Annotated in this window: 11 protein-coding genes; 3 read left to right on the top strand and 8 right to left on the bottom strand. The window is 61.2% G+C overall.

The genetic code is table 11. From position 1 onward, the window contains the following. Positions 1–200 precede the first annotated feature (200 nt). From QZM72_RS31615 to QZM72_RS31590, 6 genes are all read right to left on the bottom strand, one after another. The gene (locus QZM72_RS31615; protein WP_301740067.1) at positions 201–1,247 is read right to left on the bottom strand and encodes a hypothetical protein; all 1,047 of its coding nucleotides are present in this window, start codon (positions 1,245–1,247) and stop codon (positions 201–203) included. 122 nt (positions 1,248–1,369) lie between these two features. After that, positions 1,370–1,627, bottom strand: a complete 258-nt coding sequence (locus QZM72_RS31610) for a PAAR domain-containing protein (protein ID WP_109343265.1) — start codon at positions 1,625–1,627, stop codon at positions 1,370–1,372. Positions 1,628–2,045: 418 nt separating this feature from the next. Continuing rightward, on the bottom strand, positions 2,046–3,545 hold the full coding sequence (locus QZM72_RS31605) for a virulence factor (RefSeq protein WP_301740066.1): 1,500 nt from the start codon (positions 3,543–3,545) through the stop codon (positions 2,046–2,048). Continuing rightward, entirely contained in the window at positions 3,542–5,770 is a 2,229-nt protein-coding gene (locus QZM72_RS31600; protein ID WP_283323556.1) for a hypothetical protein, read from the bottom strand. The genes QZM72_RS31605 and QZM72_RS31600 overlap by 4 nt, the downstream gene beginning before the upstream one ends. Before the next feature lie 21 nt (positions 5,771–5,791). Continuing rightward, the gene (locus tag QZM72_RS31595) at positions 5,792–8,572 is read right to left on the bottom strand and encodes a type VI secretion system Vgr family protein (RefSeq protein WP_301740065.1); all 2,781 of its coding nucleotides are present in this window, start codon (positions 8,570–8,572) and stop codon (positions 5,792–5,794) included. Between the two features lie 55 nt (positions 8,573–8,627). Continuing rightward, positions 8,628–9,290 (bottom strand): hypothetical protein, encoded by a 663-nt coding sequence (locus QZM72_RS31590; RefSeq protein ID WP_301740064.1) that lies wholly within the window; start codon positions 9,288–9,290, stop codon positions 8,628–8,630. Between the two features lie 433 nt (positions 9,291–9,723). On the opposite strand from QZM72_RS31590, the gene QZM72_RS31585 reads away from it, so the two are divergent. Further along, positions 9,724–10,593, top strand: a complete 870-nt coding sequence (locus QZM72_RS31585; RefSeq protein ID WP_301740063.1) for an LD-carboxypeptidase — start codon at positions 9,724–9,726, stop codon at positions 10,591–10,593. A gap of 394 nt (positions 10,594–10,987) precedes the next feature. On the opposite strand, the gene QZM72_RS31580 is transcribed toward QZM72_RS31585, so the two are convergent. Both QZM72_RS31580 and QZM72_RS31575 read right to left on the bottom strand, forming a co-directional pair. After that, positions 10,988–14,644, bottom strand: coding sequence for a CheR family methyltransferase (locus QZM72_RS31580; RefSeq protein WP_301740062.1), 3,657 nt, complete (start codon positions 14,642–14,644; stop codon positions 10,988–10,990). Positions 14,645–15,034: 390 nt separating this feature from the next. After that, positions 15,035–15,499, bottom strand: coding sequence for a hypothetical protein (locus QZM72_RS31575; RefSeq protein ID WP_301740060.1), 465 nt, complete (start codon positions 15,497–15,499; stop codon positions 15,035–15,037). A 586-nt stretch (positions 15,500–16,085) separates the two neighbouring features. On the opposite strand from QZM72_RS31575, the gene QZM72_RS31570 reads away from it, so the two are divergent. Continuing rightward, the gene (locus QZM72_RS31570) at positions 16,086–16,913 is read left to right on the top strand and encodes a DUF932 domain-containing protein (protein ID WP_301740059.1); all 828 of its coding nucleotides are present in this window, start codon (positions 16,086–16,088) and stop codon (positions 16,911–16,913) included. 74 nt (positions 16,914–16,987) lie between these two features. Further along, positions 16,988–17,653 carry an LPD29 domain-containing protein gene (locus QZM72_RS31565; protein ID WP_301740058.1) on the top strand — a complete coding sequence of 222 codons (666 nt, stop codon included), beginning with the start codon at positions 16,988–16,990 and terminating at the stop codon, positions 17,651–17,653. Positions 17,654–17,667: the final 14 nt, after the last annotated feature.

Genomic DNA, 17,667 nt, shown 5'->3' with positions numbered 1-17,667 from the left:
AGGCCAGCCTCGGCTTCCTTCAAGATGCCGATGATTTGCTCTTCGGTGAATCGCTTTTTCATTGCCGTTCCTCTCTGGAACGGACTCTACACCGTCACCGTACTAAACGCCGGGAGCAGGTCAGCCGAAGTCGAATGGACCGAGGCAACTTCCCACGACCGAAGATATCCGCGTTCTTAGAATTCCGACTCGACAGACCGTTATTCCGGTTCGCCCGATTCGGGGCTGAGAACGCGATAGTCCTTCGCGACGACGCCGCGCTCGCTGCCTGGGTTTACGACGGCTGGCCGCACCCAGGTCACCCGGTCTTCCAGTCGTCGGATATGACCGCGCCGAAGGTGCATGCGCGGCGCCGCATGTGAACCTGTGCCTTTTCCGCCGCTTGCTGGCTTGGCCGCCGCGACCTGCAGAACCTTGTACGTAAAAAATGGCGGCCGTCGCGTGGCCAGCCGTCGCGCGTTCATTGCGGGCTTCGGGTGAATGTCGAAGGTTCCGACGTTTGCGCAATTCAACACCGCGCAGGCTTGAATCGCCATATGCACTTCGTCATTCGCGTCATAGGTCAAGCGGGCAAACGCGGCATCGACGTCGCCATGGCTTTGCGCCACAACGACGTCGAACATTTCCTGAAGAAGAACAAATGGCTCCGCGAAATGCTCCACCGCGTTGCGATGAAGTCGCCCCGTGCTCTCCTTCACGTCACGCATTATCTGGGTCATCCGAGTAGGCGTGTGTCCCTCGGGTATTCGAAATTCCCTCGGCACGAATGTTCCGCCAGCACCCGGATTCCATGTTTTCAGGTCGTCGGAGTAGTAGATGGGATAGACGAAAACACCACCTTCCGGATAGTGTTTCCGGAAGAGCGGTATTTCCGTGAGCCCCCGAACGGGGGTGTGATCCTCGGTCATCTCCCAACACAGCGCAATCCGGCGTGTAGACAGGCTTTCTTTCACACCTGCCACAGTCGCCGCTGGCATGGTGTCGTCCTTGCGCCATGGTGCCTCGAACACCGTCACCGGGTAGGGTAGACGCAACAGTTCGAGGTGCGTTTCCCGAACATGCTCAGTGTCGATCAGCTCGGCGCAGTTTGGCAGCAAAAACTTCGGTGCCGTCGATAACATCTGGATCACTGTTTCGAGGCGTGCGGCGGTGACGGTCAGACCGTTTATTCGGGCGCCCCGGGCGCTTTCCTTCAGATCCTCGATCGCATGAGTGCAGTAGTTAACCGGCGTGATGTCATCCAACATGATGAAGGGAGTAGTGAGTGAAAAAGCAACTTTGCTAGATACCTAAAATCTAGGCATCTTTGGGCGAATTGGCACACGCCCGGAAAGTTCCTTCTGGCGGCGTTAGTCCAACGCCGGTCGAATTAGCCGCGCCCTGACGTGGGCATGGACGAGATCAGTACGGCGCCGCACGAAGTCTTATGGCCGTCGAACGACGCAAAACTTCCCTCTACATTGAAGTCCGAATCACCTTCCACGATCACGCACTCGCCGTGTATCGGGCAAATGCAGCGATCGCCGATCCGTGCGACCGCGCGCCCCATGACCTCACTGTTCGCGGCGCCTGACTCAACGCGGCCGCCGTGACTGTGTACATCACCTACCCGAATAATGCCACGCATGGAAGTTTCCGCTCTTGATTCATCGTCGACACAAAATCACACTGACTTCCGGATGTCTAAACAGTGCGCGCCGTGCAGCTACATCGCCTCAAGAACGCTCTTTGAATCGCTTGACGAGCCCTACGCCGATCAGAATGAGCCCCACGAACGCCATAAGAATGGGCACGGAAAAATAAAACAGCACCTGACCTTCGCTTTTAATATGCCACTGGTCGAATGCGCCAATGGCGAGAAACACGATAAGGACAGGCAGAAGCCCAACGCCTACGACAACCAGCCCAGCTCCCCACCCGAAAAAATATCGATAGCGAGAGGGTCTATAAGCTCCCGGTTCCACAACAGATCCTCCCTACCAAACAAGCTATGCGCTTATCGATGAATCACGCCCGACGAGCGCTCTCTCGCATCATTGGCATGTTCAAAAACTATAACCTTGCCCGTACCGGCTGTAATCGATGTCGTGGCGCTTTCCCCACCACGGTAGGTAGGCATTGCCTTCGCCGGCCGCGCGGAACCATGGTTTCTTCGGATCGACGGGATTCAGCTTCGCCGGCGGCACCACGACAACCGCAGTAGGGTGTTCCGCGTCTGTGGTACCGACCACGAGTGTGTTGCCACCGAGATGATTTGCGCGACCGATTGCCAAGGCTACGTCCGTCAGCGCGGTGCCGGCACCCATCTCGCCGAGGAGTGCCGGGGTGTTGAACGTCTGCGTCTTGTAGTCAAATTCCGGCAGCACCTCGGTCAACGTCTGCGACAAGGCGCCAAGGCGAGCGGATGCTGCATCGCTTCCCTTGCCCGCGTCGTGGACCACATAGTGCAGGTCCGTCGTCACCACACCAGCATTGTGCGCGGCCTGCTCGATGGTCGATTTCCAGGCCTGGACCGCGCGGGTCGTGCCGGACTTCTTTTCGAAGTCGTTCAAATTGCCGACGGCGGCTCGTCCAATCCAGGCAAGCGGTTCTCGTCCCGTCTCAAAGTCCGGGCCCGTCAGAACGAGCAGCACCATGTTTTCGTTCATCTGGTTGTCCTTCGGCGGGAAGCTCGGCGCGTCCCAGTTCATCACCCATACGCTTTGATCGGGATGCGTTTGCAGGTAGTCGAGCGCGCGATTCAGCGAAGTAAAGCCTGCGTTCGGGCCGCCCGGCGTGATATGGACATCAGGCGGGGTGTCTTTACTCCAAAGCGTAGGTGCGTCCGCGTTTCCAATCTCGAACGCGGACGTAAAGTCTTTCACTAGGAATTTTCGTGATGCTTCCGGATCGAGGCGTTTCTCAGGAATTGCGAACTCGATATGCATGCCTGCGAGTTCTCGCCAATTCTTCCGGTCCTTAGAATGCACGTTGTAGAAGTAGGATGGATTCGTGACGTAAGTCTCGCCGAACAAAACGAGCAGCTGTTCAACATATTTCTCGTAGAAGCCATCGAACGTCTCACGGCCATCATTACCGTACGCGATACCAGCAACCGGTTGAACGGTGGTGAAGCTCTTCGGATCCTCTTTGACCATGTCGTCGTGCTCGTTGGGCTTGGCAATGCCCATCGTCCAAAGCAACTGCCATTCGGTTGGATAGTCGCGCCGCTGGAGCGGGTTTAGCCACGCCAGTCCGACGACTTGTGCACGGAACGGTCGATCAGGGACGGCAGCTGCCGCTGCAACACTTGTCGCAGTGGCCGTCGTTGTCGCCGCAGCCTTTTCTATGCCGGATTTCCGAAGCCCCGCCCAGAGCGCCAATACGGCGACCACAACCAGAAGCGGCAACACAATCAATCGTTTCATCCATTCCTCAACCGAGAGCGGCTGCGTCGCAGCTTGCTGAGCATAATACGTCCACGTGGCCGTTACTGCGACAGATACGAGCAGAACGGCGAGCGCGACGCCAACGCGTCGCGGCCAAGTCGAGAGAAGGGTATTCATAGGGCGTGCGTCGCACTGAGGATCATCCCGCCATCTCGCTCGTCAACGATCTTCTTCGGCATGTGTGCTTCGGGGTCCGATTTCACCCAGCGTGATAGGAATTGCCCGTTCATTCTTCCCCAAACGAAATACTCCGCATACTTCTGGTGCGGATTGCTCTTGTCGAGTCCCTTAACGAAGCGCCAGTCCGCCTCAATACGCAAATCCTTCCAGTCTTCCGGCGTCAGTTTGCACACGCCGATTGCGACGTCGTAGGCGAGAGCGTGCTCCGCGTGCATCGCGTTCGTCATGATCGTCGAATGGTTCGTCGGATTGTTCTTCTCCGTCGCACCAAGGTAGGCTGTCACTGTGGATGACGAATACTGCCTCGCCTTGCCGTCAGCATTGGAACCGGGTTGCTCCGAGGTGACGTTACCACTCGGGTCAATGAGCGAACCATTTCCTTGCTCACGTTGGCGGACGGTCTGTCGCACGACCGCGTGCAATTCATACCGCATATCTGCTTCGCTATCCTCGTTTCCGAGAGGCGTAGCGCCCTTGTAGTTGTCGATCGCGTCTCCAGGCTCTTTGTCAGCAGCAGCCTTGTTTTTATCTCGGGCGGCCGCCACTGGGTCATTGCCCTCATTAAAGACGCTGGTCGCGGCCGGGCCGTCATGGACTGGTGCGATCGGATTTCCAAATTTCATTGCAACAGGGGTGAACGGATGATCCAGCTTTGGCGCGTCAATTGGAATCGCCCACCAGTCTGGTGGCGTCGCATTGACCGCCGGTCGTGCGAGGTTGACGAGCGAGCCGATACCTCGCATCTGCCAGATCCCCCACATGTCGTGAAGAGTCGTACGGTTCTGCAACGACTTGACGATCGAAAATCGCGCCTCGGGCGATGGGGGATACCAGAAGCCTTTCGTCTTTCCCTTCTTGTAGCGCCAGTCATTCTTCGTGTAATCGTAATACTCGCCGGGTTTCTGGCCTACAAGGTAGCCCGAGGCGAAGACCCGCTGCGTGAAGCAATCAGCACCACCCGTGACTTCGATTTCGTAAGCGGTCAAACCCCGCCAGCCTATCCCCTGGACGGTTGTTGCCGAGATCACTTGATCATGGGGGCAGCAGTAGAGCGTGACGCGGCCATATGTGCGGTACGTGTTTCCGTAGCCCGTCGGCCCCATTGACGTCTTACCCCAAACCTGAAGGCCATGGGCCTCGCGATCCGCAGCGGCCGTGTACGGCTTGCCCTTCGACGACGTGCATGCGTTTGACATCTCTGGATCGATATCGCCCGGAGTAGGTTCGAGGGCTGCGCGCGCACGGATGATGTCGAAGAAGTTCGAGAGGGTATGGACCCGGGCCTCCCACGTCTCTCGCCCGCGTCGACCCTCTGAATCCTTTGCACGGCGTTGAGTCCAGGAATCGGGTACGTTGCTGTCAACCAAGCTGTACGGTGCGTTTGCCAATACATAGGCGTCGGCGACGCAACGTCCAGTTTTCCCCTCGCCATCCTTCACATCCGGCAATTGATCGCCCAGAAACGCTGCTGTGAGCCCGACCATGTTGCCTTGACTATGACAAACCACGGTGATTGGACAATCAGCTTGTTTCTTCCTGATCGACTCGATCAGTTTCGCGAGACGCAGCGCAGCCATCACGCCGTATTGACGGTTTGGTGTCGAGTACACCATGCGAGCGTCAACGGGATTCAGATCCTGGACCGATAGCCAGAGGAACAGTCGGTCGTTGACCCCGACGTTCCACAAGTCCGGGAGACTCGAGCAGCCATTTGCAAATGGCCCACCACCCCAGTAGTTTTGTTCATTCAGAAAGATGTTGCCGCCAAACTCCTGCAGTTCTTCCTTATTCGCCTTGTGTCCCCACCGGAAATGGATAACTGGCGACCACGACGGGTCCGGCTGCACGTAGGTTTGCGGCGTCATCTTCGGATTGATAAAGCCGTCCTTCGTGAGGAACTTGATGTACTTGGTCGGCGTGAGTTGTCCGCCTTCCGGTCCTTTGAACATCATCTGGTCGTCGAGCCGCCCTAGGCGCCGGTTCAATCCGCGGCAGAGACCCTCTTCGGCTGGACCGAACCACTCGCCCTCGGAGTTGACGCCGTGGACAAAAATCACGACGCCAGGTAGAGGCATGGGTTTGACCGCGATGAGTTCCTTCTTCTTGTTCGGCAGCACCGTACCCTTGGCGGTTGCTGCTGGAGTGCGTTGTGTTGTCGACATACCCCGTGCCCTGTCTCTCAGTTATGCGTCTTTCTTGAAGAACTTCACGACCACCTGTTCGAACTGGTTGTGGTCGATCGGAGCCATCGTGCCCGCGCTGTCTGTCTGGCCATTCACGATCTCGCCCGACGATTTGTGAACCTCGCCGACGTACCCTTCGATTGGGTTGCCGTCGGAGGCTCGCACCAGCTTCGGCACGCGTCCGAGCGGCGCATGATCGAACTTCGGCATGTCCGTGCTCATGCTGGCCGGTCCCTGCCATGAATGGCCGGCCGACTTCACGGTGAAGTTGCCCGGGCAACCGAGCTCTATGTCGCTGCCGTGCAGTTTCAGATAGGCACCGCCAGACGTCGTGAAGACCACCTGGTCGTTCGCCATACCGGTGATCTTCCCGTCAGCGGCCGTGAACTGGATGTTCTTCGCTGAATCGATCTGCGTGTCGTCGTTCTGGCTCTGCAGCGTGACCTTGCCCTGGTTCGCGATCGCCGACACCCCGTCGCTGTGAGCAAACATTGCGACACCGCGACCGCCATGGAGGTTGATCCTCTGGCCGCTGGTCAGTTGGACGTGCTGCTGCGCGACCTGATCGATGTTTTCGCCCGCATACGTGACGTGCGTCTTCGGAGTGATCGCGACTGAACCAGCCTGTGCGCCGAACGCCAGCAGCGCCTGCGCCCCAGCCGCGGCACCCGTACCGGTGTCCGACGCGCTGCTACTGGGCGTCCAGCCCTTGAACGCTTCGGCAACTGCCTGCTGACCAGCAGTATCGGTTGCTTGCCCGCCGTGCTGCCCGGCATAGTCGCCCAACGACTTGAACAGCTCGGTGCACTCCCCGAGCAGCCGCAGCAGCTCATCGCGATCGAGCTGACCGCCGCTCGCCTGCGAGCGTGCGTAGGTCGTTAGCAGAATCCCCTGCGCGGCCCGCAGCGCGGCCGCCGCGTCGGTGCGCAATTCAGCGCCCTCGCCACGATCCTGGCCGTGGCCGTCCTGACGCGGCTGGGTCAAATACCCGAGATTCAGCTGCGAATGCGCATGCTCGCTGGCCAGTTGGCTTGAAATTTGGCCAGGCGTATCGTCGAGACGCAGTTGGTTATACCGGCGTCCCTTGATTTCCTTGGTCTTGATGCCCGACACGTATCGATTGCCGGGAAGGGTGCCGACGTGGGTGAACGTCGCTGGAGGGTTCGCGCCGTTGCTGAGGACGTTGATGATGACCAGACGGTCAGGATCACCGCCGAGACAGCCGATCAAGACCTCCATACCGACGCGCGGCAGGAAGAGGGCGCCGAAACTCCCGCCCGCCAAGCTCGCCCCGACACGGATCGGCGCGCTGTCGCCGGCGTTGTCGTTCGTGCCAGCACCCTGGGCATGCGCGTGGTCGGCCGGATCGAGGCCGTGGATGCGCACCCGCACCCGTCCGTCTGCATCGCAGAATACTTCCTCGCCCTCCTGGCCGACGATGGTGCCGGTCAACAGGTGCGTCGGCGGCAGGTCGATACGCGGATCGTATGCCGGCGTAAGAGGCACACCGCGGCGGACACAGGTGAAGCGGTTCTCGTAGCGCGTATCGGGTTCTTCGGCGGCCGCCGGCGGCTGGAGCGGCGAAGGGTAGGCGAGATGCTGGCTCGCGGCGAAAAGCGCCTGTGCGCGCGCGGTCAGCCCCTTCGGAAGGTTGTTCCAGACGTCATGCTCGATCGCCGTGATCACGAACTGCCTCTTGTCCGTGGTTTGCATGTCCAATTCCGGGTCGCCGGTCAGTGTGATCCATGCACCAACGGCCAGGTCGCGTACGCTGCTAACGCCATCGTAGCGTTCGGCCTCGAATTGATGCGCGAGTATGCGCGCACGGGTGAGGCGCTCGTGATCGTTCCACGAGTCGCCCGCATGCGGAATGTCGATCGCAACGTCCGTCAGGAGCTGCGCCAGATCGTTGCCGGCGTCGCCTTGATCGAGACTGGCGGACACCACCGACTCGTCGATCCTTGCCTTTTTGTAGTCCCACGAGGGCCGCCCTGCCTTGCCGGGCGTGAGCCGCTGGTGCAGGGCAAACAGCGTAACCGTGTCTCGCTCTTCGGTGGCGGCGTCGCGCGGATGCAAGCGGACGGAGCCCGCCGGCGCTTCTGGCAGCGAAGCAGGGTCGTCGCAGCACACGAGCGTGTGAACAGGTGTCTCATCGTGACCGTTCCGCGTTGTGTTAGCTGCCCCAGCTCTGGCAAACACCGTTATCCCTTCGCGCCGCAGCAGCCGCCGCACGAACTTCGCGTCCGATTCGTTGATCTGGCGGGTGAGCTCGCGCGCCGGGTAGCGGTCGCGGTGAAGCCCGGAAAGGTCGAATTCGAAAGCAGCGGCCAGCGCAGGGCTACGTTGACGCCATTCATTGAACAGCGTCCCGAGGATGTCGACGACGCTCAGCTGGCGGAACACGCGGGAGTTGGTGCGCTTGTCCATCAGCGACAGCGCGTCACAGACCGTCAGCTGGTAGACGCACAATTCGCCGTCGCTTTGGCCGATCTGGACGTCCCGAACGATTGCGTTGACGAAGTGCAGCTGGCCACGGTCGGTAACGAGTCGCATCGAGATCGGCACGCCGAGAAATAGCTGCGGCGGCAGGTTATGCCGCGTCGACACGCAGGTTAGATGGCCCTGGATGCCGGTCATCAATCCCTCGCGCACGTGGGCATGCTGCAGCGCGAGCAGGTGTCCCAACGCACCTTGTGCCTTGCCAAAATTCAATGCTACCGGCCGGCGGTTCCAGTCGACCGCCCCAGATGCGAAGCTGCTGAGTGTTTCGCTGATACTCACTTCGGCCCTCAGATTTTTGTTTGAATCTTCCGAATTTCAACGTTTGCGCGACAGGTCAAACAATCGATCCACGCGGCACGAAGTGCCAGCATCCCGCTTCCGGGTCATACAGCGCCAATTGTTCAGCGCGGTCGGCCGGCACCACGATTGGCTCGATCGACCCGAGTGCCGCGACCGCCCGGTGTAGCGCGGCTTCCGCAGCCGCCGGCGTGCCCAACCAACGGCGCGAGATCTCCAGCGTATCGCGCCAGGCGAACAGGCCCGCGTATTCATGCAGCCGGTCGAGTACCGCCCAAGTTCCGCTCTCGATCGACATCGTTTCCGGGATGCGGCGCCTCACCCGCCATTGTCCGGATTGCTCCCGCGCTATCCGGATCAATCGGCCGTCGTCTGCCGCCACCAATCGTTGCCCATGTGCGAGCCACGCCACGTGCAGCACGAGCGGCCGCTGCCGAAGCCAACTCGAATAAAAAATCTCCGCTGGCAACCGGTTCGAACGCACAACGGCCTCGATCACGTTCGGATCGAGCCTCCGCAAGAACAGCATGTCCAACAATGCATCGAACGGAGAGAGGAAGCAGCGTACCGCCGGACCCCACTGGGTAGCGTCGGCCACAACCGACGCGGTATCCTCGCGCGTCGGCGTGGTCAGGGCGAATACAGGTTGCGCCTGCTCTCGCGCCAGCGACTCGGCGAAAGGATCGACCGCGGAAGTCATCGGGATATTGCTGAATTCGTCTATTAGATCATATGACGATTAGGTTAACCCATTCTAGGCGGCCGCCTCGAGACAGAACGTCAATGATTGTTACGCCGTAGAGTCGGGCCGCCGATACTTGTGCCGCGGCGCATTCCTGCATCGAGGTTTTGTCGAACCTATCCCAAGAGGCGGGGGGCAGGGAGGCATATCGAGATGCCGTAGGTGGATTCGGCAAGTTTGCGCGCAAATCAAATATTGCGATCCGATAGGGTGCTTTTATTGCAGTAAGCGAGCATCGACTGTGATTCTCAAGCTGCGCTGGGAGCGAATCGGATTCGCGGCCGACGGAGAATGGCCTCTCCCCGCGTTCATTGTCGCCTCGCAGGTGTGGGCGGCTCGCGAATGGTCTCAGGTATATTCAGGGGGTTCTTGTCCGCACGGTATCCGTTCAATGGAATCAAGACGCAAGACAGTGGGCGTAGTCGCGCCCGCAGGTGTGCCCGATCCGCAAGGCATCGAGCGTGGCATCGCGCTGGTCGAGAGCTGGGGCTTCAAGGTCACGACAGGCGCGCATCTCGGCAGCCGGTACCGCTATTTCGCCGGTACCGCCGAAGAGCGAGCGGACGATCTGCGGCGCATGCTGATGGACCCGTCGATCGACATCGTCTGGCTCGCGCGGGGAGGATTCGGTTGCGCACACCTGCTAGAGCACCTGCCCGATGAGATCGCAACGCCGAAGACGATCATCGGTTTTTCCGACGCGACGTCGCTGTTCTGTGCGCTCGCCGACCGGCCCGGCGTGCGATTGTTGCATGGTCCGACATTTCACAGCCTGGCGACCAAGGTCGACGACGCGACGCGTGCCGACATGCTCGCCGTGCTGACCGGTGGTAAACGCGCCCCGCTGAGCCTACGGCTTTTGTCCGGCACCCCTGGTGCGGTGCGGGGACGTCTGTGCGGCGGCAACGTGACAGTGCTTGCGAGCGTCGCGGGTACACGCTGGTCGCTTCGCTCACGCGACGCGATCGTACTACTGGAGGACGTGACGGAATTCGGCTACCGGCTCGACCGCAGCCTGACGCAACTGCGTCTGAGCGGCGCGTTCGACGGGGCCCGCGCGTTCGTGCTCGGGCAATTCACGCGCTGTCCGATCCCGGACGGCGCGGATTTCACGCTCGAGCAGATGCTTGTCGACGTGCTGGGCCGCTTCGGCCAGCCGATCTACTCGGGTCTGCCGATCGGACATGAACACCGCAACATCACTTGGCAATACGGCAACCAGGCTGCCATCGAGAACAGCGCGATCCGGTTCGTCGCGTAGCGTCGAATCTAGAAAGACAGGAACGCGTATTCAAAGGTGGCTCTCCCGGGCACAGGCACAAGGTCCGGTGTCCGGTCGAATACCGGTAGAGTCTCCGAATTGCGGCATATACCAGTACCGTCTACGGAACTCAGTGGTGCGCCGAAATGGTCGATCCACGGCTTAGGACGCAACACATTCCAAATATACATACCAGTGTCATACCCGGATTCAGATGTCCACCAGTCACGACGTTAGTATCTGTTATGTTAAATCATCCGGAGTGCTACCAAATAAGGTCGACCAACATGGACTTCTTCCTATTGCTGTCCTCGCAGCGCGATCGCATGCGGGCGGATGCGTTGCGTGCTCAGCATTGGTCCGCACGTGTCGAACTGTAGGGTGCACCCCACGCTCATCGACCCAGCCCGAGTGACAGTTTCTCGATCAGCTGTTGGAGGTTCACCGGCTTTGGCAGGTGGTCGTCAAATCCTGCTGCGATTGCGGCGTCTCGATCCTGTAACGAAGCGAGGCCCGTGAGGGCAAGCGCGTAGATACGGCGTCGATCGCCTTCACGCGAGCGAACGCTGCGCAACAGTGCATAGCCGTCTGTGCCAGGCATAGCCAAGTCACTTATCAGAATGTCGAACGAGCCGGCCGCGAGGCGGGCGAGGGCTTCCTCCGCGCTGTTGGCAGTCTGGACATGTGCGCCCAGACCGCGCAGCAAGTGCGCCAGTGCCTCCTGTGCCGGCGTGTCGTCGTCGGCCAGTAGAACCGATAAACCATTCATGCGCGCCGAGCTGCCTGACGCAGGTACAACGATGTCCTGTTCGACGGTGGACTCGTGCATCATCGGCAGGCGCACCGTCAATCGGGTGCCGCGCCCTACGCCTTCGCTGCTGGCCGTCACCGTACCTGCGTGGGCTAAGACTAGATGCTTGACGATTGACAGACCCAGGCCCAGGCCCCCGTAATTCCGCGTGCGTGTGGTGTCCGACTGCATGAAGCGATCAAACAGGTGTGGTAGCTGCTCGGCCTTCACCCCGATACCGTTGTCTGTGACCGAGAGTTCGGCCAACGTGCCGAGTTGCGTCAACGCGACCTCCACTCGGCCGCCATCCGGCGTGAACTTCAGCGCGTTGCCGATCAGGTTGGACGCTACCTGTTGGAGACGACGGGCGTCGCCGCTCACGATGGCGCGCCCTTGCAGACCGGCGCTGACCAGAGTGATCTGTTTTTTTTCCGCGGCAGGCCGATTGCTTTCCACGACCGTACGGACGGCCGCGGCAAAGTCGACCGGTTTGGTGTCGAGCGAAAAACGACCCGAGGAGATACGCGAGACATCCAAGAGGTCGTCGATCAATTCGGCCTGCAACTGGCAGTGACGCAGGATGGTCGTCACCGCGCGCCGGCTCATTTCCTCGTCCGTCGACACACCGCGCTCGCTTGCCGTCATCAGGACCGCTGCCCAACCCGAAATCACATTCAGTGGCGAGCGTAGTTCGTGCGACACGAGGGCGAGGAAGTCGTCTTTGGCCGTATTGGCTCGCTGGGCCTCGTCCCTGGCGGACTGTGCGGTCCCGAGCGCGCGCTTTAGCGCATCGATGTCCTGGAAAGCGAGCACGGCGCCGTCGATGCGATCGTCGGCGGTCCGGTATGCGCGCACATTGACGAGCCACCAGCGACCTTCGCTGTCTTGGTACTCGTGCTCCACGTCGGCCAATCCTTGAACGGCAGACTGTACGACTCGTTCGAGATCGGCTGCGGAGAATAGGCTATTTTGCGTTGCCATCGGCTGACCGACACTTTCATCGGACAACGCGAATAGTGTTTGGGCTTGGGGTGAAAAATGCCGCAGGCGCAACTGCCTGTCGAGTACCACCACGGGCAGCGGGATGCCTTCGACGAGGTTGCTCAAGTCGTCGTTGGCTCGATCCAATTGCTGGTTACGTGAATTCAGTTCGTCGTTCAGCGAAGCCAGCTCCTGGTTGGTCGACTCAAGTTCTTGCTTGGCCAACATCAATTCCTCGTTGGCGCTTTGCAGTTCCTCGTTGGTGCTGAGCATTTCTTCGTTGGCGGTACGCAACTCCTCATTGGCGGATTCAAATTCGGCAACGACAGCTTTCAGCTGCGCCTGCGTCGCTTCGAGCTCGTCCGACAGTGTGGTCACCGTGCGCTCCAGCTCTTGCACTCTGCGGCCGTTCGCGCCTGAACTCGCGCTATATTGCGCAGGCGCATCGTCCGGCAAGCGCTTCATCGTGACCAGGAAATGCGGCACCAGATCGTCGGCAGTGAGCGGCACGACTTCAAGCGCAAAGTACTGGTCGCCAAGGCCCACCCGTTCCCGTCGCACGGGCTGGTTCGTTCGCTTCGCTTCGATCAGCGCAGTGCGCACCGTCACGTTCAGCTCTGGCTGCAACAGGCGTGGCAGAGCGAGTGACGCTTCGCCGCTTGCAGGCGCGACGAAGCTCGACACGTCGCCCCGGAAGTGCACAACGTCGCCCTTGTCGTTGACGACGAAGCCGGGCGGCGAATAGCGCTCCAGCGCGGCGCGATTGGCCGCTTCCAACACCGGGTCTGGCTGCTGCGCGCGGCGTACCGAGGGCACGGTGGCCTGGCTGGCCCACGGTCGCAATGCATCGATCGGAAAAGCGCCTTGTTGGCGCTTGGCGGCCGGCACCTTGCGGTACAGGTGCGGAGCGCCGGCGTGTTCGAATCCGTCCGCGCCCGACACTGCTTCGGCGCGACCGAGCAGCATAAAGCCATTCGGTCGGCATGCGTAGTGCAGCACCTCCAGCACGTGTTGCTGCGCTTCCTTGCGCAGATAGATCAGCAGGTTTCGGCAGCTGATCAGGTCCATGCCGGAGAATGGCGCGTGCGTCAGCACGTTGTGCCGCGCGAACACGCACATGTCGCGTATCGATTTGCGCACGACGTAGCCGCCTGAGGTTGCGACAAAGGTGCTCTCGCGGAACGCCTCCGGGACGTCCTCGATCGACATCAGGCTGTAGCGGCCGGCTCGTGCGATCTCGATCGACGCTTCATTGATGTCGGTGCCAAATATCTGTACGCGACGGTGCGGTGCGTCGCGGTCGAGCTCCTCCCTCAACAGGATGGCGATCGTGTAGACCTCTTCGCCCGTCGAGCATGCCGGCACCCAGACGCGAATCGGATCGCGTTTCAGCTCCAGAAGCGCCGGAATGACGGATTGGCGCAGTACGTTGACGAACTCCGCGTCGCGGAAGAAGGCTGTCACGCCGATGAGAATGTCGTCCCGCAGCGCTTCGGCTTCACGCGCGTCGCTACGGAGCAGTTGCAGGTAGCCCTCCAGGTCCCGGTCTTTCTGCAATAGCACGCGGCGCTGAAACCGGCGGCGCAGGTTGACGTCCTTGACGTAGCTGAGATTGATACCCGTCCTTTGCTGGACGATGGAAATTGCGGTAGCGAGCGCGTCGTTGTCGGATGCCTGCGCGTCGTTTGTCTCATCGCTGCTGGATTGGTCACCGAAGCGACGCGTCAGACACGCGGCGATATCTTCCGGCGGGAGCACCTCGTCGACCAGACCGGTATCGATTGCGGCCGTGGGCATGCCCTGGTGACTGGCTGTCTGCGGCTGTTGCGCAATTGCAAAACCACCGGAGGCTTTCAAATCAACCAGCCCGGCCGCTCCGTCCTGCCCGGTGCCGGAAAGAATCACCACCGCGCCGTTCACGTCCGGATCTTGCGCGAGAGATGCCAGGCACGTATCGATCGGCAGATTCAGCCCCGCCTGCCGGCGTGTGAGCCGGAAATGGCCGTCCAGGGCTATCACGCCGGCGTTCTCGGGTAGTACATATACGCGGTCGTGTTCGATCTTCCGGAGGTGGATGAGTTTTTCGACCGGCATGCGCGCATCCGTCTGCAGGATATCGGCCAGTCGGCTTTCCTCGCCCGGATGCAGGTGTGTAATCACAAGTACGGCGAATCCGGGGGTGCTGGACAGCGTTCCGACGATCGTGCGCAGTGAGTCCAGGCTACCGGCTGAGCCACTTAGTACGACCACCCGCAGCTGCTCTGATGAAATCGACCCCACGGCCGCCCTCCTGTTTGTGCTGGTAAAGTGGGACGGAGTCTATCGCCGCGACCTTCACTTCAACAACGTAAGCGGCGCTTCGTGTATGACAAGGCAGCATAGCGCGATTCGCCTGCGACTACCGTCGAGGTACAGACCGACGCAGCAAAATCTCTAACGACCGCGCTTCGAAACTCGCGAACCGATGCACGTGCTCGCGATGCAACTACGAACATCCAGGTGGGCCGGCGCGATTCAAAGAAATAGGGCCAGCCAGATCAAAATAGTTCCCTTAGCGGGGCGTGGGAAAAAAGTTGAGTCAGTGCCGCTCATAGCCAGCGGCGCCAGCACATCCGACGTCGCCATCGATACCGTGTGGATGCATAGTAGCGGTCCGATAGCAGCGTCCGATTAGTGATCTGCCAGCTGCTCGAGCTCGTCGCCTTCAGCGAAAAAATCTTGCTGTCCGGGAAGCGGCGCCGGCGGCCGGCGCACTGCGCGCGGCCGCGGATGGCCGGACCGCTTCAGCGTCCGTGCGATCGCCTGCAGCTGCGTCCATACACGGTCCGCCTCGACGGCCGACATGGTGTCGGCCGCGACTTCGAGTGCACTGGCGAGCGACTCCAGCTGCGCGGGTGCCGAGGCCAGCATCGCACGCGCCTCCGTGCGCGCCTGGCCTTCCCGATAGACCGAGAGCCAGCGCGCAAGCGCTTCGCGTTCGTCGGGAGTTAGTGCCGCGAGCAGCTCGGGCGGTATCGGCTCGTTGGCGCGAAACGTGCCCAGCACGTATTCGCGCCGACGTCCCCTTGCACGCGGTTGCTTGGGAGGCTCGACGCGCAGCACCTTGATGAGGTTTCCCTGTTCCCGAATGAGCATCGACTCGTCTCTGATTTCACACGATCACGCCGAAGCATAGCGCAACCGCGTGTCGCGAACGACCGCGACACGCGGCACAAGCCTGTCCAGTCTTGCGGCCAGGGCCGCAAGAAATGGCGCTCGCCGCGCGGCGAGCCGGTGCTGTCTCAGCTTTGCGCATACCGCCAGTCCCCTAAGCTCGCCGTCCCAAACGCGACCGTAGCCCACCGTCGTTCGCATTCAAGGGTGCGCTTCGCCGGCCGCGGCACCCGTTCGGTGCTCGCCCTTCGGGCTGCGCTCCGCATGCGGCTTTGCGACCGCCCTTGAACACGCCCGCCGGCGGGCTCCTCTAGTCGCGGGACGACGAACTCAGGGGACTGGCGGCAGCGGGTCTGCCGAAGTCAAGCCGTCACCGGCCCGAACCCCTACGAGGGGAGCGCCGAATCTTGGGGCCCGGGCGGCCAGCAATGCAAACCACTCTCGAACGGAGGTCACGATGAAATCGACTCGGCTTATTAATTGAATAGTAGTCCTGAGATGTGCAGCGTAATTACCGACGAATTCCTGATTGACTCGCATCGAAGCTGAATCTTAAACGGAGAGAACCATGAAACTCGCAACAAAGTTTGGCAGTAACGCCCCGATCCTTCGCTCGAACACGCCGCTCGCCGATGAGCAGATTCGTCAGGTCGCGCCGTCGATTTTCGCCGCCGACAAGCACGACTCTCGGTCGGACCGCTACACCTACATTCCGACCATCGAGATCCTCACGAAGCTGCGCGCAGAAGGGTTCCAGCCCTTCATGGTTTGCCAGACCCGCGTGCGCCTCGACGCGAAGCGCGAGCATACGAAGCACATGCTCCGGCTGCGTCACGCGTCGCAGGTCGCGTCGCCGGAAACCCCGGAAATCATCCTCCTCAACAGCCACGATGGGTCGAGCAGCTACCAGATGCTGGCCGGTTACTTCCGATTCGTCTGCCAGAACGGTCTCGTATTCGGCGACACGACGCACGACATCCGGGTGCCGCACAAGGGCGACGTCGTCGACCACGTCGTCGACGGCGCGCACGAGGTGCTCGACGGGTTCGACCTGATCCGCGAATGCAAGAGCGAGATGGAAGCCGTGCAGCTTGATGAAGGCGAGCAACAGGCGTTCGCGCGGTCGGTGCTGGCGCTCCGGTACGACGTGACCGAAGCGCCCGCGCCGATCACCGAGGATCAGCTGCTTCGCGCGCGTCGTACCGAAGACAACCGCCCCGACCTCTGGACTACGTTCCAGCGCGTGCAGGAGAACGTGATCAAGGGCGGACTGCGCGGTCGCTCGGCCACTGGCCGCCGGATGTCAACACGCGGTGTGGCCGGCATCGATCAGGATCTCCGCCTGAATCGTGCCATGTGGGTGCTCGCCGAAGAGATGCGCAAGCTGAAGGCCTAACCCTAACGCGCCGGCGGCCGCCGCCGGCGTCCTCGCCTCACGTTGTCCCGTACACCATCATTCGATGGTTCAACATGTTCCCTCACATTGCAGATCGCCGTACCCAAAATTCCGAGTCCGTCCGCGCGCGGGGCAGCCGGGATTCCGCCACCGCGCCCGCGGTGCTGGCCGACGTGCTGACGCTTGTCGAGACCGCGCAGTTGGTGCAGACCGTGTTGCGCGAAGGCTTCCCCGCGACGTCGTTCGCGGTGGGCGTCGCGAAGAACGAACACGGCACGCAGCTGACCACCGACTGGACCGATGGTCCGCGAGACGTCCAGGTCGCGCGCCTTGTGATGCCGCTGCAGGCCACCCGTCTGGCCGACGGCGGCAGGCGTGAGCGGGTCGAACACTTCATGTTGACGTCCAGCGGCCGGCAGACGGTCCGCCTCGCCGCAGATCGGATCGCGCTGTCGCGACAGTTCAGCGATCGCGCGGTTGAGCGTGTGCTCGTGCGGCTCGCGTCGCGCTACGGCGATCGGTTGGCGCCGGACGTGCGCGCCTCGATGACAGTCGACGGATATCGCGCGGGCAGCCTGCAGCTGCTCGAGGTGATCGGCGTGCATCGGGCGGGCAGCGTTCGATCGGGATCTAACGTGCAGATGGACGTCGCCGCAATGCTTGCCGAGACGTCCGACGTGCATGGCTTTCCCCGTTCGGCCACGGCCGCGCGTCTATTCGTGCGCCGCGATGTCCACTGATCGGAGTGACCGAG

This window comes from Burkholderia sp. AU45388 (assembly GCF_030481585.1).
Classification (GTDB): domain Bacteria; phylum Pseudomonadota; class Gammaproteobacteria; order Burkholderiales; family Burkholderiaceae; genus Burkholderia; species Burkholderia sola.
Note: the sequence above shows the minus strand (reverse complement) of the source record. Positions and strands in the feature narration are given on the sequence as shown.

What these genes read in the sequence shown, in the direction of transcription:
- QZM72_RS31565 (WP_301740058.1), top strand. Translation starts at nt 16,988, where the DNA reads ATGTTCCCTCACATTGCAGATCGCCGTACCCAAAATTCCGAGTCCGTC.
- QZM72_RS31600 (WP_283323556.1), bottom strand. Translation starts at nt 5,770, where the DNA reads ATGTCGACAACACAACGCACTCCAGCAGCAACCGCCAAGGGTACGGTG.
- QZM72_RS31590 (WP_301740064.1), bottom strand. Translation starts at nt 9,290, where the DNA reads ATGACTTCCGCGGTCGATCCTTTCGCCGAGTCGCTGGCGCGAGAGCAG.
- QZM72_RS31605 (WP_301740066.1), bottom strand. Translation starts at nt 3,545, where the DNA reads ATGAATACCCTTCTCTCGACTTGGCCGCGACGCGTTGGCGTCGCGCTC.
- QZM72_RS31570 (WP_301740059.1), top strand. Translation starts at nt 16,086, where the DNA reads ATGAAACTCGCAACAAAGTTTGGCAGTAACGCCCCGATCCTTCGCTCG.
- QZM72_RS31610 (WP_109343265.1), bottom strand. Translation starts at nt 1,627, where the DNA reads ATGCGTGGCATTATTCGGGTAGGTGATGTACACAGTCACGGCGGCCGC.
- QZM72_RS31615 (WP_301740067.1), bottom strand. Translation starts at nt 1,247, where the DNA reads ATGTTGGATGACATCACGCCGGTTAACTACTGCACTCATGCGATCGAG.
- QZM72_RS31585 (WP_301740063.1), top strand. Translation starts at nt 9,724, where the DNA reads ATGGAATCAAGACGCAAGACAGTGGGCGTAGTCGCGCCCGCAGGTGTG.
- QZM72_RS31575 (WP_301740060.1), bottom strand. Translation starts at nt 15,499, where the DNA reads ATGCTCATTCGGGAACAGGGAAACCTCATCAAGGTGCTGCGCGTCGAG.